Consider the following 19,945-nt stretch of genomic DNA (forward strand, 5'->3'; position numbering starts at 1 on the left):
TACAGCGTTACATTAACGCGTGACGCGGTGCTGGAGCCGCCTGCCGTATCGGCATGCGCATCTGCCAACATTCATTCAGAGAAGACAACCATGTCTACCAACTATTCAGAAGTCGCGCCCGCCATCGTCCGCTCGCTGGGCGGCCTGGGCAATATTGAGGCGCTGACCCATTGCATGACGCGCCTGCGCTTTGTGCTCAAGGACAGCAGCCTGATCGACAGCGCCGCGCTGAAAGCCATTCCCGGCGTGATGGGTGTGGTGCACAACGACGCGCAGTGTCAGGTGATCATCGGTAACAACGTCGGCAAGGCGTATCAGGCGGTGCTGAGTCTTGGCAATATCGATGGCACCCCTGCGCAGCCGGTGAAGCGCAAAATCACCCCGCGAAGCATCGGCGCGGGCATTCTCGATGCGCTGGTAGGCACCATGTCGCCGCTGATTCCGGCGATCATCGGCGGCTCGATGGTTAAGCTGCTGGCGATGGTGCTGGAGATGAGCGGCGTGCTGGAGAAAGGCTCTTCAACGCTGATCATTCTCAACGTGATGGGCGACGGCGCCTTTTTCTTCCTGCCGGTGATGGTGGCGGCGTCAGCGGCGCTGAAATTCAAAACCAATATGTCGCTGGCGATCGCCATTGCCGGCGTGTTGCTGCATCCAAACTTCATTGACTTGATGGCGAAAGCGGCGCAGGGCCAGCACGTGGAGTTCGGCTTTATCACGGTGACCGCGGTGAAATACACCTACACCGTGATTCCGGCGCTGGTGATGACCTGGATTCTGTCGCACATCGAGCGCGGCGTGGATCGCATTACGCCTGCGGTCACCAAAAACTTCCTGAAACCGATGCTGATTGTGCTGATCGCCGCACCGATTGCCATTGTGCTGATTGGCCCGCTGGGCATCTGGATCGGCAGCGGCATCTCCGCGCTGGTTTACACCATTCACGGCTATCTTGGATGGCTGTCGGTGGCGATCATGGGCGCGCTCTGGCCGCTGCTGGTGATGACCGGTATGCACCGCGTCTTTACGCCAACCATTATCCAGACTATTGCGGAAACCGGCAAAGAAGGCATGGTGATGCCGTCGGAAATTGGTGCCAACCTGTCGCTGGGCGGATCGTCGCTGGCGGTAGCATTTAAAACTAAAAACCGTGAGCTACGTCAGACGGCGCTGGCCGCGGCGGCGTCCGCTATCGTTGCCGGTATTTCTGAACCGGCGTTGTATGGCGTGGCGGTTCGCCTGAAACGCCCGCTGATCGCCTGTTTGATCAGCGGGTTTATCTGCGGCGCGGTCGCCGGAATCGGCGGGCTGGCCAGCCATTCAATGGCGTCGCCGGGGCTGTTCACCAGCGTGCAGTTCTTCGATCCGGCAAATCCCTCCAGCATTCTGTGGGTTGGCGCGGTAATGGTACTGTCGGTGGTGCTGTCGTTCATTCTGACGCTGATCCTCGGCTTTGAGGATATCCCGGAAACCGCGCCCACCAGCGTCAGTGCCTCTGCCGGCACGCCAGAAACCGTTAAGCCCGTCAGCGCCAGCTGATCGGCGTCACGTTACGTTTATTGAGGTTATTTATGTCTGAACTGACATTTCCGCAAGGATTTTTATGGGGTGGCGCTTTAGCAGCAAACCAGTCTGAAGGCGGCTATCGCGAGGGCGGCAAAGGGCTAACCACGGTGGATATGATCCCCCACGGCCCTGCCCGCATGCCGGTCAAGCTGGGCCTGGAAAAACGTTTTGCCCTGCGCGAGGATGAATATTATCCCAGCCATCAGGCGATCGATTTTTATCATCGCTATAAGGAAGATATCGCCCTGATGGCGGAGATGGGTTTTACCGTGTTTCGTACCTCTATTGCCTGGAGCCGCCTGTATCCTAACGGCGACGAGCTGACGCCCAATGAGCAAGGCATCGCGTTTTATCGCAGCGTGTTTGAAGAGTGCCGAAAATATGGCATCGAGCCGCTGGTGACGCTTTGTCACTTCGATGTGCCGATGCACCTGGTGATTGAGTACGGTTCATGGCGCAACCGTAAAATGGTCGACTTTTTTGCCCGCTACGCACGCACCTGTTTTGAAGCGTTCGACGGTCTGGTGAAATATTGGCTGACCTTTAATGAGATCAATATTTTGCTGCATAGCCCCTTTTCTGGCGCCGGTCTGGTGTTTGAAGCGGGTGAAAACCACGAGCAGGTGAAATATCAGGCCGCGCACCACGAACTGGTGGCCAGCGCGCTGGTAACGCGCATCGCCCATGAGGTCAACGCGGAAAACCAGGTCGGCTGCATGCTGGCGGGCGGGAACTTCTATCCGTGGTCGAGCAAACCGGAAGATGTCTGGGCGGCGCTGGAAAAGGATCGTGAAAACCTGTTCTTTATTGATGTGCAGGCGCGCGGTGCTTATCCATCCTATGCAGCGCGCGTATTTCGTGAAAAAGGCATCACCATTGAGATGGCGCCGGAAGATGCAGAGATTCTGCGCAATACCGTCGATTTTGTCTCCTTCAGCTATTACGCGTCACGCTGCGCGTCGGCGGAGATGAATGAGCAGAACAGCAGCGCGGCTAACGTGGTGAAATCGCTGACCAATCCGCACGTCCCGCGCAGCGACTGGGGCTGGGGCATCGATCCGCTGGGTCTGCGCATCACCATGAACATGATGTATGACCGCTATCAGAAGCCGCTGTTTCTGGTGGAAAACGGTTTGGGTGCCCGCGATGAACTCACTGCCGATCAGCAGATCAACGATGATTATCGCATCAGCTATCTGCGTGAACACATTCGCGCCATGGCGCAGGCGATTGAGGATGGCGTGCCGGTGATCGGTTACACCAGCTGGGGCTGCATTGATCTGGTGGCAGCATCCACCGGTGAAATGAGTAAGCGCTACGGCTTTGTCTACGTCGACCGCGACGACCTCGGCGGCGGCACGCTGGCGCGCCTGCGCAAAAAATCGTTCTGGTGGTATAAGAAAGTGATCGCCAGCAACGGTCGCGACCTCGACTAAACGCGGTTTACAGGATGATGCCCGTGCGGATTGTCAGATCGGCGGGCATGATTTATTCCGGCGCGCAGGCTGCACGCCGGGAGAGCGGTTAAAAGGGTTTACTCGCTGGCAATTGGCGTTTCTGTCTCGGTGAGTTTGGTGTCACCCTGGATCGTGCTGATGCGTTTTTCAACCGCCGCAACCTGATCGGCGTTGTGCAACAAGGTGTAGGTCAAATCAAACGCGGTGCTGGCACCCGGCTCCAGCTGCTTCACGCGTTTCTGCTCACGCTCAACGGTCACCGGATAGGCGTAACTGGTGCCCGGCTCCATGCCGGTAACGTAACCCTGCTTAAGCGTGTCGGTGTTCTTCCACAGCGTCAGCACCGGCAGCTGTTGGGTATCGAACTGGATCGATACGCCTTTGTCCGCCTGTTTATTCACCACCGCAGCGACCGTCTTATGCTGGTCATCCGAAAGTGGCTTGATATTAAACACCATCTCATCAAAGCCTTTAGTTGGGCCGAGATAGGTCTGCCAGTTCTTCAGGCCAGTTTTAGCGTAATCGTTGAACGGACTGATATCGGACATCGGCGCGATAAAGCGTGCTCCCTCTTCCAGAATTGGCGTACCGACGTTGCTGTGATAAATAATCTGATAATCATGCGGATAGTCGGCATGGTTGGTCAGCACATCATGCAGGCTGAAGCTGTTGCTGCCGGGTACATAACGCAGTTCGGTGAGCGTCTGCAGATCGGCCTTTTTAAAGGTGCTCTCTTTGATCAGCCCGCGAATGCGAATTTCATGCGGCGCGGCGTCGGCCACTTCAACTTCCACCTGTGAAACTGGCGTGTTGCCCGCTTTGCCGTGCAGCGTGTAGAGGCGGCCATCGGCGGTAACCGGATGGCCGGTCCATTCATAACCGCAGCGCACCATCATTTCATTGAAACCTTCCAGCCAGCCCAACCCGTTACGACTTTCCAGATTAATATTGGCCGGGTTAACCACCTCTTTCACCGGGGAATCCCAGCCGATACGCGAGCCAAAACCCTCGATGTGCAGCAAATTCATACCGCGCGTCGGGCTGAGGGTAATTGTCAGCCCATCTTTGCTGGTAAGGGTGATGATTTTACTGCCTTCCTGCTTACCGCCGTGCAGGACTTTTTGCTCAATGCTGAACGGTTTGCCCTGGAATTTCAGCTGTTGGCTGGAAATCTTCCAGTTTCCTTGCTCCACGCCCTGTTCAGCGCTGGTCAGCACCCAGGTTTTTGCCGCTGCCGAACCGGAAATCATCACTGCAAGTACCGTTAACGCCAGTTTGGTTTTCATTTTTTATCCCTTTTGCTGAATCGTTTTTACATCACTAAAGCAAATCTACTGATTGCGGCGGTTCAGGAATGTGATGCTTCTCACCTGACGGGAATTAGCGCGGGATCAGATGCAAAAATGCGCGGTGAATCACAGATAAACCGCAATAGATTTACGATTTCATCACTGGGAGTGATGTTTTTCATCAAGCAGCCTTACGCGATTCAGCTCTAGTTCCGGCTTTTTTTACTGGCGGCTTAACAGATGTGCGGTCGAGGTTGTTTGTGAAGCGAATGATGTGCGCAAGGCTGAAACTTCGCTGTTTCAACAGCAAGAAATGTCTCAATTAATGTGCAGCTGTTTAATTTTTCATGAAGCGGCGAAAAGCAAAGAGAGGAAATTTACCCGACTGGATATTTAGATGTAACGTCATGTAATTTAAATATTATTTAACTCGCTGACTGTGAAAATAAATTAGAAATTCAAGACAGAACCCCGTTATCACTCCCCTTTAAAAACCCTAGGATTAGTCCTGTTTTTACGTACACCATTTTGCTAACAGACCCTCTCAGGTAATGACACCATGGAAAAACATCCGCAGTTCCTCACTGGCAGGCCAACGCAGTCTGCACGAACCACAACAAAAACTGACTTTAGGTTAAATGCCCTGACTGCCTGCATGCTCTCGCTGTTTGTGGCGGTGTCTCCTTCGGATGCCCGCGCAGAGACGCTGGAGTTCCTGACCGAACGCACTGAAGAGCTGGAGCAAACCACGCGCGAAGTACAAAGCATTGTCGTGGGGGATGGCGTGACCGGCACTGTCAGCGGTACCGGCGGCACGCTGATCTATAACGGCGGTGATTTCCTGCTTGGATCCGGTGAGGCCAATACCTCAAGGCTGGATATGACTGGGTTATCACATTTTGTGTTCGACAGCGCGGATGCCGAGTTGATTGTGTCAGGTCGCCGCGAGGGGCTATCGGGCAACGGCAGTGATGGCGTGCTGAATCTGGCCGGTGAAAGCAATGTGATTACCGCGAAAAAACTGGGCCTGGCGACGATAAGCCGCAATGTGCAGAGCGGCGCCACTAACTATGGCCTGCTTGAAATGGGCCGCGATAATACCTTCAATATCGATGCCATTGAGATTGGCACTAATCAGGGCAACGGTACGCTGAAGTTTAACGCCGATATCACCGATGGGCATTTACGCCTGCGCGGCAGCAATGGTGTTGATGCGGTAGAGCGTATTGATCTGGCATCGGGCGTAAACAGTAACTACAGCGACAGCACCGGCACCTTCGATACCCGTGCGGGCACGCTGGATGCTAAAGTCGATACCCTGCATGTTGCGCTGGGCCAGTATGGTGCGCGTAATGCCAACGGCTATTTTTTGATGGGAGCCGGTCAGCTTGATGTCAACAGGGTCGTGCTGGGTGAAGATACCCGGACGTTCGGTGATGGCAGCACCAACGCGGAGTTTAAGGTCAGCCGCGGTGGCGTGGTCAATGCTGGCGACATCATCATGGGCATCGCCAGCGGTATTGGTCAGGTGACCTCCACGCTGATGGCGACCGAAGACGCTATGGTACGCGCGGCGACTATCCTTGCCGGAGAGGGCAATGGCACACGGGAGATTACCCTCAACGCAGGCACGCTGGCCAACCGTGCGGCGGATGAAAATATGCGCTCTGACGTCAATATTTTGCTGACGGGCAACGGCAGCTTTTTTAGCGAAGGCAAAGAGGCCACCATGACCATTGAGGGCGTGGTCAGCGGTATCGGATCGCTGATTAAAACCGGCCTTGGTACGCTGGAACTCACCGCCAACAACAGCTACAGCGGCGGCACGCGTATCGACGACGGCGAGATCGCTTTTTCAGACGCCGGCAATCTGGGCAGCAGCGATATCACCTTAAACGGCGGCGGCCTGAAGTGGAACAGCGGCAACAGCAGCGATCTTTCCACCCGTTTGGTGGTGGATGCGCGCGGTGGCGTGCTCAACAGCAATGGCAATGACATTACTTTCGCTTCCGCTCTGCGCGGTGACGGCGGCCCGGTGCTTAAAACCGGCGATGGCACGCTCACGCTGCTGAGCGATAACAGCTGGAGCGGCACCACCTTTATCGAGCAAGGCGCACTGCAGTTCGGCGATGGCGGCACTACCGGCAGCGTAGCGGGTGACATCGTTAACAACAGTACGCTGATTTTTAATCGCGCCGATGACCTGGTGTTGAGCGGAACCCTCTCCGGCGACGGCAATATTGTGCAAAGAGGCAGCGGCACCACCATTCTGACCGGCGACGTCACCAGTGCCCGTGGCATCGCGCTGGAAAACGGTAAGCTACAGATTGGCAACGGCGGCAGCACGGGTAACCTGTATGCCGATGTGCAGCTTTCTGCCGGCAGCGCACTGTCTGTCAACCGTGCCGATACCACGATGTTGCCTGGTGTGATTTCTGGCGAAGGTGCCTTTGCGCAAAACGGCAGCGGCACCACGGTACTTACTGCGGATAACAGCTGGACTGGCGGTACCGACATCACAAATGGCACGCTGCAACTCGGCAACGATGGCACCCACGGCAGCATCACCGGCGCGATCAACAACAACGGCATTTTGCAATTCAGTCGCAGCGATGTGTACACCGTTAACAACCCGATCAGCGGCAGCGGCGACCTGGTGCAGATTGGCTCCGGCACGCTGGTGGTAGCCGGAGACCAGACCTACAGTGGTCAAACGCGCATTGAGCGTGGCACGCTGCAGCTGGACGGTTCGCTGCGGTCGGCGACCTCGGTGGCCGCAGGCGGCACGCTCTCCGGCAACGGTCAGATTTTTGCTGATCTCAACAATGCCGGAACCGTACGTCCTGGCAGCATCGGCGCAACGGGCTATCATGCGCTGACCGTCAGCGGTAATTACGTGGGTGATGATGGATTGCTGGTGTTGAACACCGAACTGGGCGGCGATGGTTCGCCATCTGACCGGCTGATTCTGGACGGCGGGCACGCCAGCGGCACCACGCGCGTGGCGATCAACAACACCGGCAGCGGCCAGGCTTACACCGAGAAAGATGGTATCCGTATTATCGATGCGATCAACGGTGCCACCAGCGAAGAAGACGCGTTTCGCCTTGCCAGTGAGACCCGCAGCGGTGCGTTGAGCTACCGCCTTTTCCGCGGCGATCTCGCTAAACAGGACCTGGAGAGCTGGTATCTGCGCAATCAGTTTATCGTTGAGCCAGAAATCCCGGTGGATCCCGATCCGATTACGCCGGAAGTGCCTGAAAATCCAACATTGCCACTTCTGCCTGAAGATCCGATTAATCCAGTGACACCACCGGATGCGCCACGCACCGGCACGACGCTGCCGCTCACGCCGCCATCGTCTGTGCTGCCTGCAGGTGAATATCCGGTGATCGGACCGGCCATTGCCACTTACGGCGTGGTGCAGCCGATGGCTCGCGAACTGGGCATGCTGACGCTCGGCACGCGCGATCAGCGCAGTGGCGACGGTGCGATGCTGATTAACGGCGACCAGCCACGCCAAACCAGCTTCTGGACGCGCCTGATCGCCACCAATATCGATCACTCCTGGCAGGCGTATGCCGCGCCATCGGCCAAAGGTTCAGTGGATGGGCTGCAGCTCGGTGCCGACCTCTGGCAGCAAAGCGCTATTACCGGCCATCACGATCGGCTGGGCTTTTACGTCGGTCAGAGTCGCGCAGCGGTGTCGGTCAGTGGTTTGGTGACCAATGATGCCGGTACGCAATATGTACGCACTGACACCGGCAAGGTAAAACTGAATGCCACGGCGTTGGGCTTGTACTGGACGCACAGCACAGATGCTCAAGCCTGGCTGGATGCCACCGCGCAGATCACCCGCTACCGTGGATCGGCGGAAAGCGCCTCGGGTCGTCTTGATGCAGAAGGTTACGGTGTTATCACCTCGCTGGAAGCGGGTTACCCGTTTGCCCTTTCCTCTCTCTCTGAAGGTTTCACTTTAGAGCCGCAGGCGCAGCTGATTTGGCAGCAGACGCGCTTTAAGCAGGCGGAGGATCATCAGAGCAGCGTGGCGTTCGGCAACGTTTCTGGCCTGACCGGCCGTGTAGGTTTACGTGCGCAGTGGCACGTCGAGACCGGCTCTGGCAGTTTTGTCGAGCCGTTCGTCAGCCTGAACTACTGGCAGGACTGGGAAGGCAAAGCGACAACGGTGTATGACGATCTTGACCGCGCACCGCTGGCGTCCTCGGGCGGTAGAGTCAGCGCCGATGCTGGTGTGACGACCGGTCTGACGCAGGCTCTGAAGCTGTACGGTAACCTGGGTTATCAGACCAGCACGTCAACCTCTGGCCTGCAGGATCGCAACAGCTATCAGGCTGCGGTCGGCCTGCGGTACAGCTTCTGATCGATCACCCCCGGCACCTTGCGGTGTGCGGGGGATTTTTCTTCATATCTGGCATTTAGGGCAACCAGGCAACGAACGCCAGCAGCTGATTCAGCAGCTTGTTCAACAGCACTGCACAGAACATTGAGTACACACTGACCAGTACAAAGCCGCTGATTTCAAACTCCAGTACCTTCAGCAGCCGCCACGGGCTGGACAGCAAACGTGCCACCGCTACGCCGGGACGACGCAGGCCGGGAACCGCCTTTGACCAGACAGACCACAGCACCAGCAATTCAATCGCAATGATAAACACCGGCAATAAGCCACCCACACTTTCGCCTTTAGGCGGCGCAACACTGCTGGCAAGCATTAACACACCCACAAAAAGCGCCAGCAGCAACAGCGAACAAAACAGCGCATCCAGTATTAAAAGCAGCGTCCTCAACCAGGATCGCCGAATGCCTGACATCATCAGGTCATAAAGCCAGAGGGAGTAAATCACTACGCCGCTGACGGCCAGACCGACGGGTGACAGTAGCCCGACCTCCGGCATTGCCAGGTTTAGTATCGCACCCCAGAACACCAGTAAAAACACCCCTTGCCAGCTCAGGGCGCGAGGCCGCTCCCGCAAAAAATCGAGCATGGCGGGATTCAGGCGATCTATCAGCTCAGGGAACGTCGACCACAGTTGGTTAACCTGCTGCGACATCTTATCGAGCAAGCCCGGCACCAGCCTGATCCAGAACGGCGCGGCGGCGCGATCGCTACACAGTAGTTTCAGCGCCAGGCCGCTCTGTCCACCGGCGTGACGCTGCTCGGCCATCAGCTTTTGCCAGGCTTTTTCCGCTTCAGTGGCGCGCACGCGTTCATCCAGTGCCCTCTGTAACGCCTCGGGTATCAGATGACCGCTGTTATAGCTCTCCAGCTGCCAGCCAAGTCGTTCGCTGACCTGTTCCACCAGCCAGTTCTGCAGCCCTGGCTGTTCTGCCAGCGCCGCCGCCAGATCCTGATGAAATTGCTGTTGCTGCAGCAGATTACCTTTCTCGCTCACGCGCTGATGCAACCTCTGCAGCGCAGGAAAATTCTGCGCGCTTTTTTCCACCAGGGCGTCGGCCAGTTCGGCGATCTCTTGCTCGCTGTAGGGCGGCATGACGGAAAACGCGTCACTCTGCGGCACGGTATGCGACGATTCATCCCGCGGTTCGGCGATCTTTTCCGGCCAGTCGATCGCACTATCCTGCGATTCGGCGACAGGCTGCGGCTGCGGCTGAGCATAGAATTCGGCCTCAGCCTCAGCCGCACCGGCATGATTTTTTGCCCAGTCAAACGCCTCACGCAACTGTTGATAACCCTGGGGATCGCTGTCCGGTCGATGTACTTTCAACAGGCGCGCATAGGCGCGGCGGATCAGCGATTCATCGGAGGTGGGTTCAATGCCCAGCACCTGCCAGCCATTCATCGTGGCGCCCTCTCTTCGAACTGTGCCAGCGCCTCTTCCACCTTCTGCCGAACGTCAGCGATCCGCCGCTCATCCTGGCTCTCCAGCGCCTGTTCAAATACGCTCATCACGTTATCTATCCACGCGCGCTCTTCGCCCAAAAGAAAGGCGAACAGCCGCGAGCCGTGCAGCAACAGTTCACGGTTCTCCTGACGATCGCGCGGATGACGCTTCAGGTCGTTGAGCTTTTGCAGGCTCTGCGCAATCTGCTCGGCATTCATCTGTCCCGGTACTTTTTCAATCACCATACTGACCGCGCTCGGGCTGTCACTGTGCTGACAGGTCACTTCCAGCAGGCCATCCAGCGTATAGGTAAAACGCACGTCAAGGGCAACTTCACCGCGTGGGCGCGGCGGGATGTCGATATTCATCTCGCCGAGATAGACGTTATCGGTAATCCGGCGCCCTTCGCCCTGATAAATTTTCAGCAGCACGTGAGTTTGATTGTCGGCAACGGTATAAAGTATTTTGTTTTTACTTACCGGCAGCCAGGTGTTGCGCTCAATCAGCGGCAGGAAAAACCCCTCTTCCTGTTTGCCATAACTTTCCTTGACCGTTTCCACGCCGAGCGAAAACGGCATGACGTCGGTGAGGATGATATCTTCCACCGCGGCGTCCTGCATCACCATGCCCGCCTGCACGCCCGCCCCGAGCGCCACGGCTTCATCGGGATGCAGATCGTGCCGCGGAAAGCGACCAAACAGCCGTGCTACCGCCTGACGTACCAGCGGCATGCGCGTTGCGCCGCCGACCAGCAGCACATGATCAAGATCGTGCAGAGCAAAACGCGCGTCGTGCAGCGCCTGCATCACCGGCTGCTGCAAGCGGGCGATCAGCGGCTGGCAACAGTGTGCAAGCGCCTCTTCACTCATCGTCCAGCGCCAGGTCTTCTCCTGCCAGTGCAGCTCGGCAGTGGCTTTGGGCACGCTGCTCAACAGGCATTTCAGTCGGCCAGCCTCTTCCAGCAGCAGCGGTTTCACGGCGGGCAGCGCGGCTTTCAGCTCCGGCTGTTGATTGAGCATCCACTGACAGATCGCTTCACTGAAATCGTCACCACCAAGCTGGACATCGCCGCTGCTGGCGCGCACTTCGATCACGCCTTCAAACATGTCGATGATCGAAACATCAAAGGTGCCGCCGCCTAAATCAAAGGTCAGGTATTTTTGCTCGCGGTTTTCCAGCAGACCAAACGCCAGCGAGGCCGCGGTAGGTTCGTTCAGCAGGCGCAGCACGTTAAGACCGGCCAGCGTACCGGCGGTTTTCACCGCGCGCCGTTGTACGTCGTTGAAATACGCCGGTACGGTAATCACCGCATCAACAATCGGCTGACCGAGCCAGCGCTCAGTATCTTCTTTTAACTGACGCAATAAAATGGCGGAGAGTTCTTCGGCGCGAAAGGTTTGCGTTCCCAGCCTGAGCGTCGCTTCGGTGCCCATAAAGCGTTTAAAGCTGGCCTGCGTGAGATGCGGATGGGTACTGAGACGGGCTAGCGCCAGCTGACCGGTGATCAGGTTACCCTGATCGTCCAGCCCGACCACCGACGGCGTTAACAGCACGCCCTGTTTATTGGCAATCAGCTGCGATTTACCGTCATGCCACACTGCCACCGCGCTATTAGTGGTGCCGAGATCGATTCCTGCTACCTGCCTGGCTGCCATGCTTGCTCCCTGAGTGAGCCTGTTGCTCATCACCGCGCTTGCGTCATCTGGCGCGCGATTGAACAGGCTGTGGAAAATTAATGAGGTGATTAATCTGTTTATCGTCTGTCAGGGAGCGATCTTTAGCGTGGATGTACAGACGCGGCTGCCCGTTTCGCTCAAAGCCGTTTCTTGCTCTCCTTCTGTGCCAAATGACACAAGCCCTCCACAGAACATACATAGTGGCTACAAACTCGCACAACGAAAGGTTTTTAAAATGGCGCCTTCTTATTCAGGAGGTAAAATGAACACGTTGAAATCTATGCTCAAAAAAGCCGAATATCAGGTAAAGGTAATAAGAAGCTTTTTAGTAAGTGATGAAACTTTTCATCGTCGGCGGCTTAAAAAGCTCTACCAGTTTGAACCAGATTTGAAAAGGCCATTAACCCTGAATGAGAAAATCTGCTACAGAATGATTCATGATCGAAATCCTTTACATACTCTTCTCGCTGACAAAATAAAAGTAAGAGAGTATGTAAAAAACAGAACGCATCTCGTGATGCTGGCACCGTTGATCGCTATATATGACAACACCCGGCAAATTGATCTTGAAACGCTGCCCGATCGCTTTGTTTTGAAATGCAATCATGACAGCGGCAGCACAATAGTATGCCGCGATAAAAAAACATTTGATAAAGAAAAAGCATTTAAAAAACTGGAATTAGCGCTGTCAAAAAATATGTATTACAGTACAAGAGAAAGGCATTATAAAGATATAGATAAAAAATTAGTGTGTGAAGAATATCTACACAGGGAGAAACTAAAGGACAGATATTCGTTACCAGAGATGCTGAGAATACACTGTTTTAATGGGGTAGCCTGTTTCACTGAAGCAGATTTTACTGACCTGCAAGGCAATGAGTTTATCAATGTTTACGACAGAGGCTGGAGATTGCAGCCTTTTGTGATGGAACATCCAAACTCTCCTGGCACCATCGCCGAACCTGCACTTTTTTATAATGCCTTGCTTGCCGCTCAGGCGTTAGCTCAGGGAATAGATTACTGCCGGGTAGATTTAATGCTGCATAATAACGGCCTGTTTTTCAGTGAAATAACGCTGACGCCTTGCAGAGGTAAAATGGCTATCACGCCAGTAAAATGGGATTACCAGCTGGGTAAAATGTGGGAGCAAGATATTTACTAGGAGTAATGCCCACGGGTGACCGGCTGGACATCAGCTTTTTCTGACCGGCCACTGCAGGGTAAAAGTTGAATGGCACGCTGGAGAGCGCTGGTAAAACACGTCACCTTTATGCGCCTGCATGATAGCCCGAACGACCGATAAGCCCAGGCCGCAACCCTGTGGGTTAGCTAAGCGGCCCGTTGTTCCTCTTTGAAAAGGTTCAAACATAAACGGCTGGAATTCCGGGTCGATCCCTGGCCCACTGTCAGTAACAGAAATACGATAAAACTCATCATCCATACTGTAATCAATGATCACCAATCCAGGTGTAGAGTAGTTGGTGATGTTATCTAGGATGACGTTCAGGCACTGTAAAATCCTTATTGAATCGCATCGGATAGTGGATTCTTTTTTGGATAAGCTGATCGAGAAGCCTGCATTTTTTAATTTATCATCAAAGCTTTCCAACGATTTTTCAATGATATCATCAAAACTGTCCTGCTCTATTTGTAAAGAAAAGGCGTTCGAGTCCGTTGAACCTACCACTCTAAGATCATCGATTATTCTGGATAATCCTTCGGTCTGGGTCAGCAAATTTTTAAACAGCCTTGGATCGGGTTCAAATACGCCATCAACCAGACCCTGTAACCTGCCGCGTAATATGGTCACCGGCGTCCTCAATTCATGGGCAATAGCAGCATTCCAGGATTTCCTGTCAACATCCATAACCTGTAGTTTTTCTGCCATAAGATTAAAGTCGCTGACCAGGCTGTTAATTTCCTCTAAATGACTCTTCTTGCTCAGCGCGCGTGCACTGAGATCGCCATGAGTGATTTGTTGCAGGCTGGTAGCAACGGAATTCAAAGGAGAAAGAATGCGCGCTGATAAGCGTATAGCAAAAAATACAGCAAGAGTTAAGCTGACCAAGGAGGCAAAAATAATCCATACCCAGTCAACGACAGTGACTGCATCTTCATTGGCAGAGGAGGCATAGCTCGGGAAACTATAAATCACGGTGTAAAAAACGTAACTTCCCAACACTGAAACAACAATAATACACAGCGTTAACCCGAGCATAAACAGCAGTATCTGCTTACTTAAATCGCTTTTTTTTCTCATTTTTCATTACCCAGGCGATAGCCAATACCGCGTACGCTCTCAGGCACATTATTCAGCCCCAGTTTTTCCAGCTTCTTTCTTAATTTACTAATATGACTGTCAATGGTCCGGTCAAGTTTATCTCCCTCAGGCAGGCACGAATCCATCAGCGCTTCTCTTGAAAAAACTTTTCTCGGATATTTAGCCATATAAGCAAGCAGCTTGAATTCCGAGGTGGTTAAGTCAGGGCTGTGTGTTTCTCCATTAATGGCTATTTCCACATGAAATTCTTCAGGGTAAATAGTCATGAAGTGCGTTCTTATCGGGGTGTTTTTTGGCTCTTCTTCAGGTTTTACTCTGCGCAAAACGGCTTCGATACGCGCCAGAACTTCCAGAGGATTAAAAGGTTTAATGATATAATCATCAGCGCCAAGGCGCAGGCCCATCAGCTTATCAATATCCTGATCGAAAGCCGTGACCATAATAACAGGTATGTTGCTCTCTTTTCTTAATGCGGTTAAGAAATTCCAGCCTGTTATATCTGGCAGCTGGATATCCAGCAGAATCAAATCCGGTTTTTTCTGCCTGAACAGCGCCATGCCTGTTGCTCCATCTTTCGCATGAATCGCTGTCATCGCTGATTTGTTAATATAACTGGTTAAGATTTCAGCTATCTCCTGCTCGTCTTCAACCACCATTATTACGTTGTGATGATTCATACTCTGTTCCATTGTGCGGCTCATGCCTGATACTTTATAGAGCCAGTGCCGGAAATACCAGCGGCGAACAATGCCAGGCCGCCGCTTCTTGTTAATCACGGGATGTGCCTCGTTCATCCAGGATTCACGCCTCTATTTGTTATTATTTTTGCTTTCTCCACACTCTCTCCATCAAACAGCCATTAACAATACACAGGTGCCATTTATCATTGTTGTTTCATTAAGGACGCTATTCATCATAACTGGATGAACCTTACCCTGATAATAGCGGATGTAACATGTTATGCACTGGAAAGTTATTGATTATAAAGTTTTGCAGAAAAGCCATTTGGCTATGGTTCTCGAGTCAGGAAAATGTAAAGTTATCGCTTATGCAATGACGCAGGTTAACGTCAGGCTGGATGATAAATTATCGCTGGCCAAAGATGACTTCTATCGCGTGAATAATACCGATGATAAAAAAATCAGGTTTATTAGGGCTAATAAATTCACCGCTGAAGAGTGGAGAGCCGTTACGCTGGTAAAGCGTCATCCATAACTCAATTTTTCCTGAATTGATCAGGGATTGACCGATATTTAACACAGGATAACCCATTGTCGATGCAGACCAGGCTGCCAGGGAGGATAAATATCACCTCTTGCTCATGGCGTTTCATTGCCAATCCCGGCTATGAAGGCGGGATTTCAGAAATTACCTCTCATCTTGTTAGTAATTAAAAATAAATCATGAATATAACCGAAGCTATTGCGGTACGCAGCGCGGCCGCCACATTAAAATCACTGGGACGTCGTCACTATAAAAAATTGCTGATCACGCTGTTACTGGTCACCGCTGAAAATGTTATCTGGCTGCTTTATCCGCTGCTGGCGGGTTTTGCCATTAATTCAATACTGGCAGGTAAGGCGCTGCATGCGGTGCTCTACGCAGGCATGGTATTTACCATGTGGTCGATTGGCGCCGCGCGCCGCAGTGTTGATACACGCACCTTTGCCCGAATTTATGCTGAATTAGCCGTGCCGGTAATACTCGCCCAGCGTCGCGACAATGAGTCTCCGTCAACCGTTGCCGCGCGCGTTGCGTTGTCGCGTGAGTTTGTGGACTTTTTTGAAAAACATCTGCCGGTGTTGATCACCTCGGTGGTCTCCATTGCTGGCGCAACGATAATGCTGTTGACCATCGAGTTCTGGACCGGTATCGCCTGTCTGCTAATTCTGGCGCTGTTTACGCTGTTCCTGCGTGGATTTACCCGCAAAAATGAAGTGCTTTTTCTGCGGTTAAATAATCGCCTGGAAAAAGAGGTCAATCTGGTCAGCAGCGCACGGGCTTCTCCTCTGGTTCGCCATTATAACGTATTGGCCAGATTGAGGATCTGCCTGTCCGATCGGGAAGCTGGCGGCTATCTCACCATTGGCGTGGCCGCTACCCTGCTGTTTGCGATGACCATTCTGGTGATGACTTTTAGAGGTAGTCACGACGCCGGGCATATTTATGCGGTGATGACCTATATGTGGATGTTTGCCATGAGCCTGGATGATGCACCGCAACTGCTGGAAAAATATTCACAGCTAAGGGATATCGGAAAACGGGTGAATACCGGGCAGCCCCAGGCTGCTTAATCAGGCGGGCAACATAGCGGATTGCTCTGATCAGAACGAAACCCTTTTATACGGATACCTGTGATGCCGCAGTTTTTTATTGAGCGCCCGGTTTTTGCTTGGGTAATTGCACTTTTTATCGTGCTTTCAGGCCTTATCGCCATTCCACAACTACCGGTAGCGCAGTACCCGTCGGTGGCACCGCCGAGTTTAACGGTGTCGGCAACCTATCCCGGTGCCACACCGGAAACCATGAACGCCTCGGTGATTTCCCTGCTGGAGCGGGAAATTTCCGCTGTGGATAATCTGCTTTATTTTGAATCAGCCAGCGACGCCTCAGGCACTGCCACCATTACCGTGACCTTCAAGCCCGGCACCGATATTCGTCTGGCTCAGGTTGATGTGCAGAACCAGCTTAAGGTGGTTGATTCGCGCCTGCCGCAGGCGGTGCGGCAAAATGGCCTGCAGGTAGAGGCGGCTAACTCTGCTTTTCTGATGATCACCGGCCTGAAATCACCGTCGGGACATTACAGTGAAGGCGATCTCAGTGACTATTTTGCCCGTAACGTATCGGATGAGCTGCGCCGGCTTCCGGGCGTAGGCAAAGTGCAGCTTTTTGGTGCTGAAAAAGCGATGCGTATCTGGATCGATCCGGTAAAGCTGTTTAATTACCGCCTCTCCTTTAGCGATGTCACCACCGCCCTGAGCCAGCAAAACGCGCAAATAGCGCCCGGCAGAACCGGTAGTGAGCCTGCACTGCCGGGTCAGCGTGTGACTTATCCGCTAAGGGTACAGGGTCAACTCTCTTCAGTTGAGGCATTCAGTAACATTACGCTCCGCGCCAGTGCCGATGGATCCCGAGTCCGACTCGGTGATGTCGCCCGCGTCGAACAGGGTTTACAAAGTTATGCTTTTGCCACCCGTGAAAACGGCAAGCCGGCAACCGCTGCAGCCATTCAGCTGGCAACCGGTGCAAATGCGGTAAAAACGGCACAGGCGGTGCGAGCGCGCCTCGATACGTTGTCAGCGCTATTACCGGAAGGTATGCAGTTCTCCGTATCCTTCGATACTGCCCCTTTTGTGAAGCTTTCGATTGAAAAGGTGGTGCATAGCTTTCTTGAGGCGATGCTGCTGGTGTTTTTGGTTATGCTGTTATTTCTGCAAAACCTGCGCTACACCTTTATTCCGGCCATCGTGGCGCCGGTTGCCCTGCTCGGCACCTTTACCGTGATGCTGCTAAGCGGCTTTTCCATCAACGTGCTGACGATGTTTGGCATGGTGCTGGCGATTGGCATTATCGTGGATGATGCCATTGTGGTGGTGGAAAATGTTGAACGGCTGATGGCAGAGAAAGGGCTTTTGCCACGAGACGCCACCCGTGAAGCCATGGCCGAAATTACCCCGGCGATCGCGGGTATTACGCTGGTGCTCACCGCCGTTTTCATTCCGATGGGCTTCGCTACGGGTTCAGTGGGCGTTATCTATCGCCAGTTCACGCTCTCTATGGCGGTTTCAATCTTAATTTCTGCCTTTCTTGCTCTGACGCTGACGCCTGCGCTTTGTGCCTCGCTGTTGAAGCCGGTCAGCCATCATCACGCCGATAAAACCGGCTTTGCAGGCTGGTTTAATCGTCATTTTAAGCAGCTGTCGATGGGCTATGAGTCCGGTTTGCGCTATATCCTGAAACGAACCGGTCGCGTCATGGTGCTGTATATCCTGCTGTGCGGCATGTTGTTTTTAGCGCTGCGGGCACTGCCCTCATCCTTTATTCCTGATGAAGATCAGGGCTACTTTATGACGTCGGTTCAACTTCCTTCTGATGCCACGCAGCAGCGAACGCGTGAAGTGATGAACCGCTATGAAACACTGGTTGCCGCGCGAGAAAGTATTCAAGGTAACCTGTCAATCTTCGGCTTCGGTTTTTCCGGCTCAGGTGCCAACACTGCCCTCGCCTTCACCACGTTAAAGACGTGGGAAGAACGCCACGGTACCAACGCCGCTGAAGAAGCGGATTATATTCAGGCCGCCATGAGTGCCGATCCGGATGCAACCGTGATGAGCCTGATGCCGCCAGCGATTTCCGATATGGGCACCTCCTCGGGCTTTACCTTTTATCTGCAGGATCGTGCTGGCAAAGGCTATGCGGCATTGATTGCCGCTCAGCAACAGCTGATGGCGCAGGCGGCTAGCAGCCACATTGTCACCGATGTGTATCTGGACGGCCTGCCGGAGGGAGTCAGTGCCACGCTGAATATCGACCGGGAAAAAGCGCAGGCCATGGGCGTTTCCTTTGAAGAGATAAACCAGACGATCTCTTCCGCCTCAGGCTCAAATTACGTCAACGACTACAGCGACAATGCACGCGTACAGCAGGTTATCGTTCAGGCCGATGCGCCTTTCCGGATGCAAACTGAGGATCTCATGAAGCTGTTTGTGCGTAACAACAGGAATGAGATGGTCTCTTTAGCCTCTTTTGCCACGATAAGTTGGGGTTTGTCGCCGCAGCAGCTCAATCGTTATCAGGGCTATCCGGCGGTGAAAATAACCGGCAGCGCGGCACCCGGCCACGCCAGCGGTGCCGCAATGGCGGAGATGGAAAAACTGGCCGCTACGCTCCCGGAGGGTTTTATGATGGAGTGGACAGGCACATCCCTGCAGGAACGTTCGTCAGCTTCTCAAATGCCAGTGCTGATGGTGCTCTCGATATTGGTGGTGTTTATGGTTCTGGCAGCGCTGTATGAAAGCTGGGCGATTCCCTTCTCGGTGATGCTGGTGGTACCGCTGGGGCTTATTGGTGCGGTTGCCGCCGTATACATAGCCGATATGCCCAACGACATTTTTTTCCGCGTCGGCATGATCACATTAATTGGCCTGTCCACAAAGAACGCGATTTTGATTGTGGAGTTTGCTCGTCAGCTCTCTGCCGGTGGCATGACTCTTTTTGATGCCACATTGCAGGCTGCACGGCTGCGTTTACGCCCAATTCTTATGACGTCGCTGGCGTTTACGCTTGGCGTGGTGCCATTGATGGTGGCCAGCGGCGCCAGTGCGCGCACGCAACACGCCATTGGCACCGGTGTTTTTGGCGGCATGATAAGCGGCACGCTGCTCGCCATATTTTTTGTGCCGGTGTTTTATCTGGTTGTGCTCCGGGGCGTAGCAGCAACAAAGTCGAAAACATCCTGATATAAGGCGGCGTCGAGGTTTCTTCACTGTTATCAGCAAAAACATCGCCAATTAACGCGTCTGTTTCTTTGAGGCGCACGGCAAACTGGCTGCTATCAGCCGCCCGCCTGCTGACCTCGTCCGCTGCTTCCGCCAGTGAATTACGCTGTTCCTGGTAGAAAAAAGGCGTGGAGGGTTAACAAAAACCTCCTTGCTGATCAAATCAAAGTTTTTTATCAAAAGATTAAAAATCAAACCTGATTAACACAGGTACTTTTTTTTTAATTATCACGTTGAATTAGCATTATTACCGATCTGCAATTAGCGCCAGGGTTAATTGTGGTTATTCGGCGATTTTTCCTAAAGCCGATTTT

General features: G+C 53.6%; 12 protein-coding genes. 7 read left to right on the forward strand and 5 right to left on the reverse strand.

Translation table 11 applies throughout. From position 1 onward, the window contains the following. The first annotated feature begins 90 nt into the window (after positions 1-90). Entirely contained in the window at positions 91-1,539 is a 1,449-nt protein-coding gene (ascF, locus tag ACJY2L_RS07450; RefSeq protein ID WP_439213446.1) for a PTS cellobiose/arbutin/salicin transporter subunit IIBC, read from the forward strand. Between the two features lie 32 nt (positions 1,540-1,571). Further along, complete coding sequence (locus ACJY2L_RS07455) at positions 1,572-3,002, forward strand: 6-phospho-beta-glucosidase (protein WP_439213447.1); 1,431 nt, start codon at positions 1,572-1,574, stop codon at positions 3,000-3,002. A gap of 98 nt (positions 3,003-3,100) precedes the next feature. Here the strand turns inward: ACJY2L_RS07455 and ACJY2L_RS07460 are convergent, their stop codons facing one another. Next, the gene (locus tag ACJY2L_RS07460) at positions 3,101-4,309 is read right to left on the reverse strand and encodes an aldose 1-epimerase family protein (protein WP_067435853.1); all 1,209 of its coding nucleotides are present in this window, start codon (positions 4,307-4,309) and stop codon (positions 3,101-3,103) included. Between the two features lie 658 nt (positions 4,310-4,967). Here ACJY2L_RS07460 and ACJY2L_RS07465 point away from each other — a divergent pair. Further along, positions 4,968-8,693 (forward strand): autotransporter outer membrane beta-barrel domain-containing protein, encoded by a 3,726-nt coding sequence (locus tag ACJY2L_RS07465; RefSeq protein ID WP_439351290.1) that lies wholly within the window; start codon positions 4,968-4,970, stop codon positions 8,691-8,693. A 55-nt stretch (positions 8,694-8,748) separates the two neighbouring features. Here the strand turns inward: ACJY2L_RS07465 and ACJY2L_RS07470 are convergent, their stop codons facing one another. Then, a complete protein-coding gene (locus ACJY2L_RS07470; protein WP_439213449.1) occupies positions 8,749-10,134 on the reverse strand; it encodes a J domain-containing protein in 1,386 nt (461 codons plus the stop codon). Further along, positions 10,131-11,831, reverse strand: a complete 1,701-nt coding sequence (locus ACJY2L_RS07475) for an Hsp70 family protein (protein WP_439213451.1) — start codon at positions 11,829-11,831, stop codon at positions 10,131-10,133. Before ACJY2L_RS07475 ends, ACJY2L_RS07470 begins: the two co-directional genes overlap by 4 nt. Positions 11,832-12,114: 283 nt before the next feature. Here ACJY2L_RS07475 and ACJY2L_RS07480 point away from each other — a divergent pair, with 283 nt between their 5' ends. Then, entirely contained in the window at positions 12,115-13,014 is a 900-nt protein-coding gene (locus ACJY2L_RS07480) for an ATP-grasp fold amidoligase family protein (protein WP_439213512.1), read from the forward strand. 30 nt (positions 13,015-13,044) lie between these two features. On the opposite strand, the gene ACJY2L_RS07485 is transcribed toward ACJY2L_RS07480, so the two are convergent. Continuing rightward, complete coding sequence (locus ACJY2L_RS07485) at positions 13,045-14,112, reverse strand: ATP-binding protein (RefSeq protein WP_439213452.1); 1,068 nt, start codon at positions 14,110-14,112, stop codon at positions 13,045-13,047. Continuing rightward, complete coding sequence (locus tag ACJY2L_RS07490; protein ID WP_439213514.1) at positions 14,109-14,810, reverse strand: response regulator; 702 nt, start codon at positions 14,808-14,810, stop codon at positions 14,109-14,111. The genes ACJY2L_RS07485 and ACJY2L_RS07490 overlap by 4 nt, the downstream gene beginning before the upstream one ends. A 283-nt stretch (positions 14,811-15,093) precedes the next feature. On the opposite strand from ACJY2L_RS07490, the gene ACJY2L_RS07495 reads away from it, so the two are divergent. The 3 genes from ACJY2L_RS07495 (at position 15,094) to ACJY2L_RS07505 (ending at position 19,592) form a co-directional block, all read left to right on the forward strand. Next, positions 15,094-15,348: a hypothetical protein gene (locus tag ACJY2L_RS07495; RefSeq protein WP_439213453.1), complete on the forward strand. Its 255-nt coding sequence runs from the start codon at positions 15,094-15,096 to the stop codon at positions 15,346-15,348. Between the two features lie 188 nt (positions 15,349-15,536). Continuing rightward, positions 15,537-16,427: an ABC transporter six-transmembrane domain-containing protein gene (locus ACJY2L_RS07500; RefSeq protein ID WP_439213455.1), complete on the forward strand. Its 891-nt coding sequence runs from the start codon at positions 15,537-15,539 to the stop codon at positions 16,425-16,427. A gap of 63 nt (positions 16,428-16,490) precedes the next feature. Beyond that, on the forward strand, positions 16,491-19,592 hold the full coding sequence (locus tag ACJY2L_RS07505; protein ID WP_439213456.1) for a multidrug efflux RND transporter permease subunit: 3,102 nt from the start codon (positions 16,491-16,493) through the stop codon (positions 19,590-19,592). Positions 19,593-19,945 lie beyond the last annotated feature (353 nt).

This window comes from Duffyella sp. Ts4, from assembly GCF_051851875.1.
GTDB lineage: Bacteria > Pseudomonadota > Gammaproteobacteria > Enterobacterales > Enterobacteriaceae > Duffyella > Duffyella gerundensis.

Bases quoted from the DNA above. Each gene is read 5' to 3' on its own strand.
- ascF (WP_439213446.1), top strand. From the start codon at position 91: ATGTCTACCAACTATTCAGAAGTCGCGCCCGCCATCGTCCGCTCGCTG.
- ACJY2L_RS07455 (WP_439213447.1), top strand. From the start codon at position 1,572: ATGTCTGAACTGACATTTCCGCAAGGATTTTTATGGGGTGGCGCTTTA.
- ACJY2L_RS07460 (WP_067435853.1), bottom strand. From the start codon at position 4,309: ATGAAAACCAAACTGGCGTTAACGGTACTTGCAGTGATGATTTCCGGT.
- ACJY2L_RS07465 (WP_439351290.1), top strand. From the start codon at position 4,968: ATGCTCTCGCTGTTTGTGGCGGTGTCTCCTTCGGATGCCCGCGCAGAG.
- ACJY2L_RS07470 (WP_439213449.1), bottom strand. From the start codon at position 10,134: ATGAATGGCTGGCAGGTGCTGGGCATTGAACCCACCTCCGATGAATCG.
- ACJY2L_RS07475 (WP_439213451.1), bottom strand. From the start codon at position 11,831: ATGGCAGCCAGGCAGGTAGCAGGAATCGATCTCGGCACCACTAATAGC.
- ACJY2L_RS07480 (WP_439213512.1), top strand. From the start codon at position 12,115: ATGAACACGTTGAAATCTATGCTCAAAAAAGCCGAATATCAGGTAAAG.
- ACJY2L_RS07485 (WP_439213452.1), bottom strand. From the start codon at position 14,112: ATGAGAAAAAAAAGCGATTTAAGTAAGCAGATACTGCTGTTTATGCTC.
- ACJY2L_RS07490 (WP_439213514.1), bottom strand. From the start codon at position 14,810: ATGAATCATCACAACGTAATAATGGTGGTTGAAGACGAGCAGGAGATA.
- ACJY2L_RS07495 (WP_439213453.1), top strand. From the start codon at position 15,094: ATGCACTGGAAAGTTATTGATTATAAAGTTTTGCAGAAAAGCCATTTG.
- ACJY2L_RS07500 (WP_439213455.1), top strand. From the start codon at position 15,537: ATGAATATAACCGAAGCTATTGCGGTACGCAGCGCGGCCGCCACATTA.
- ACJY2L_RS07505 (WP_439213456.1), top strand. From the start codon at position 16,491: ATGCCGCAGTTTTTTATTGAGCGCCCGGTTTTTGCTTGGGTAATTGCA.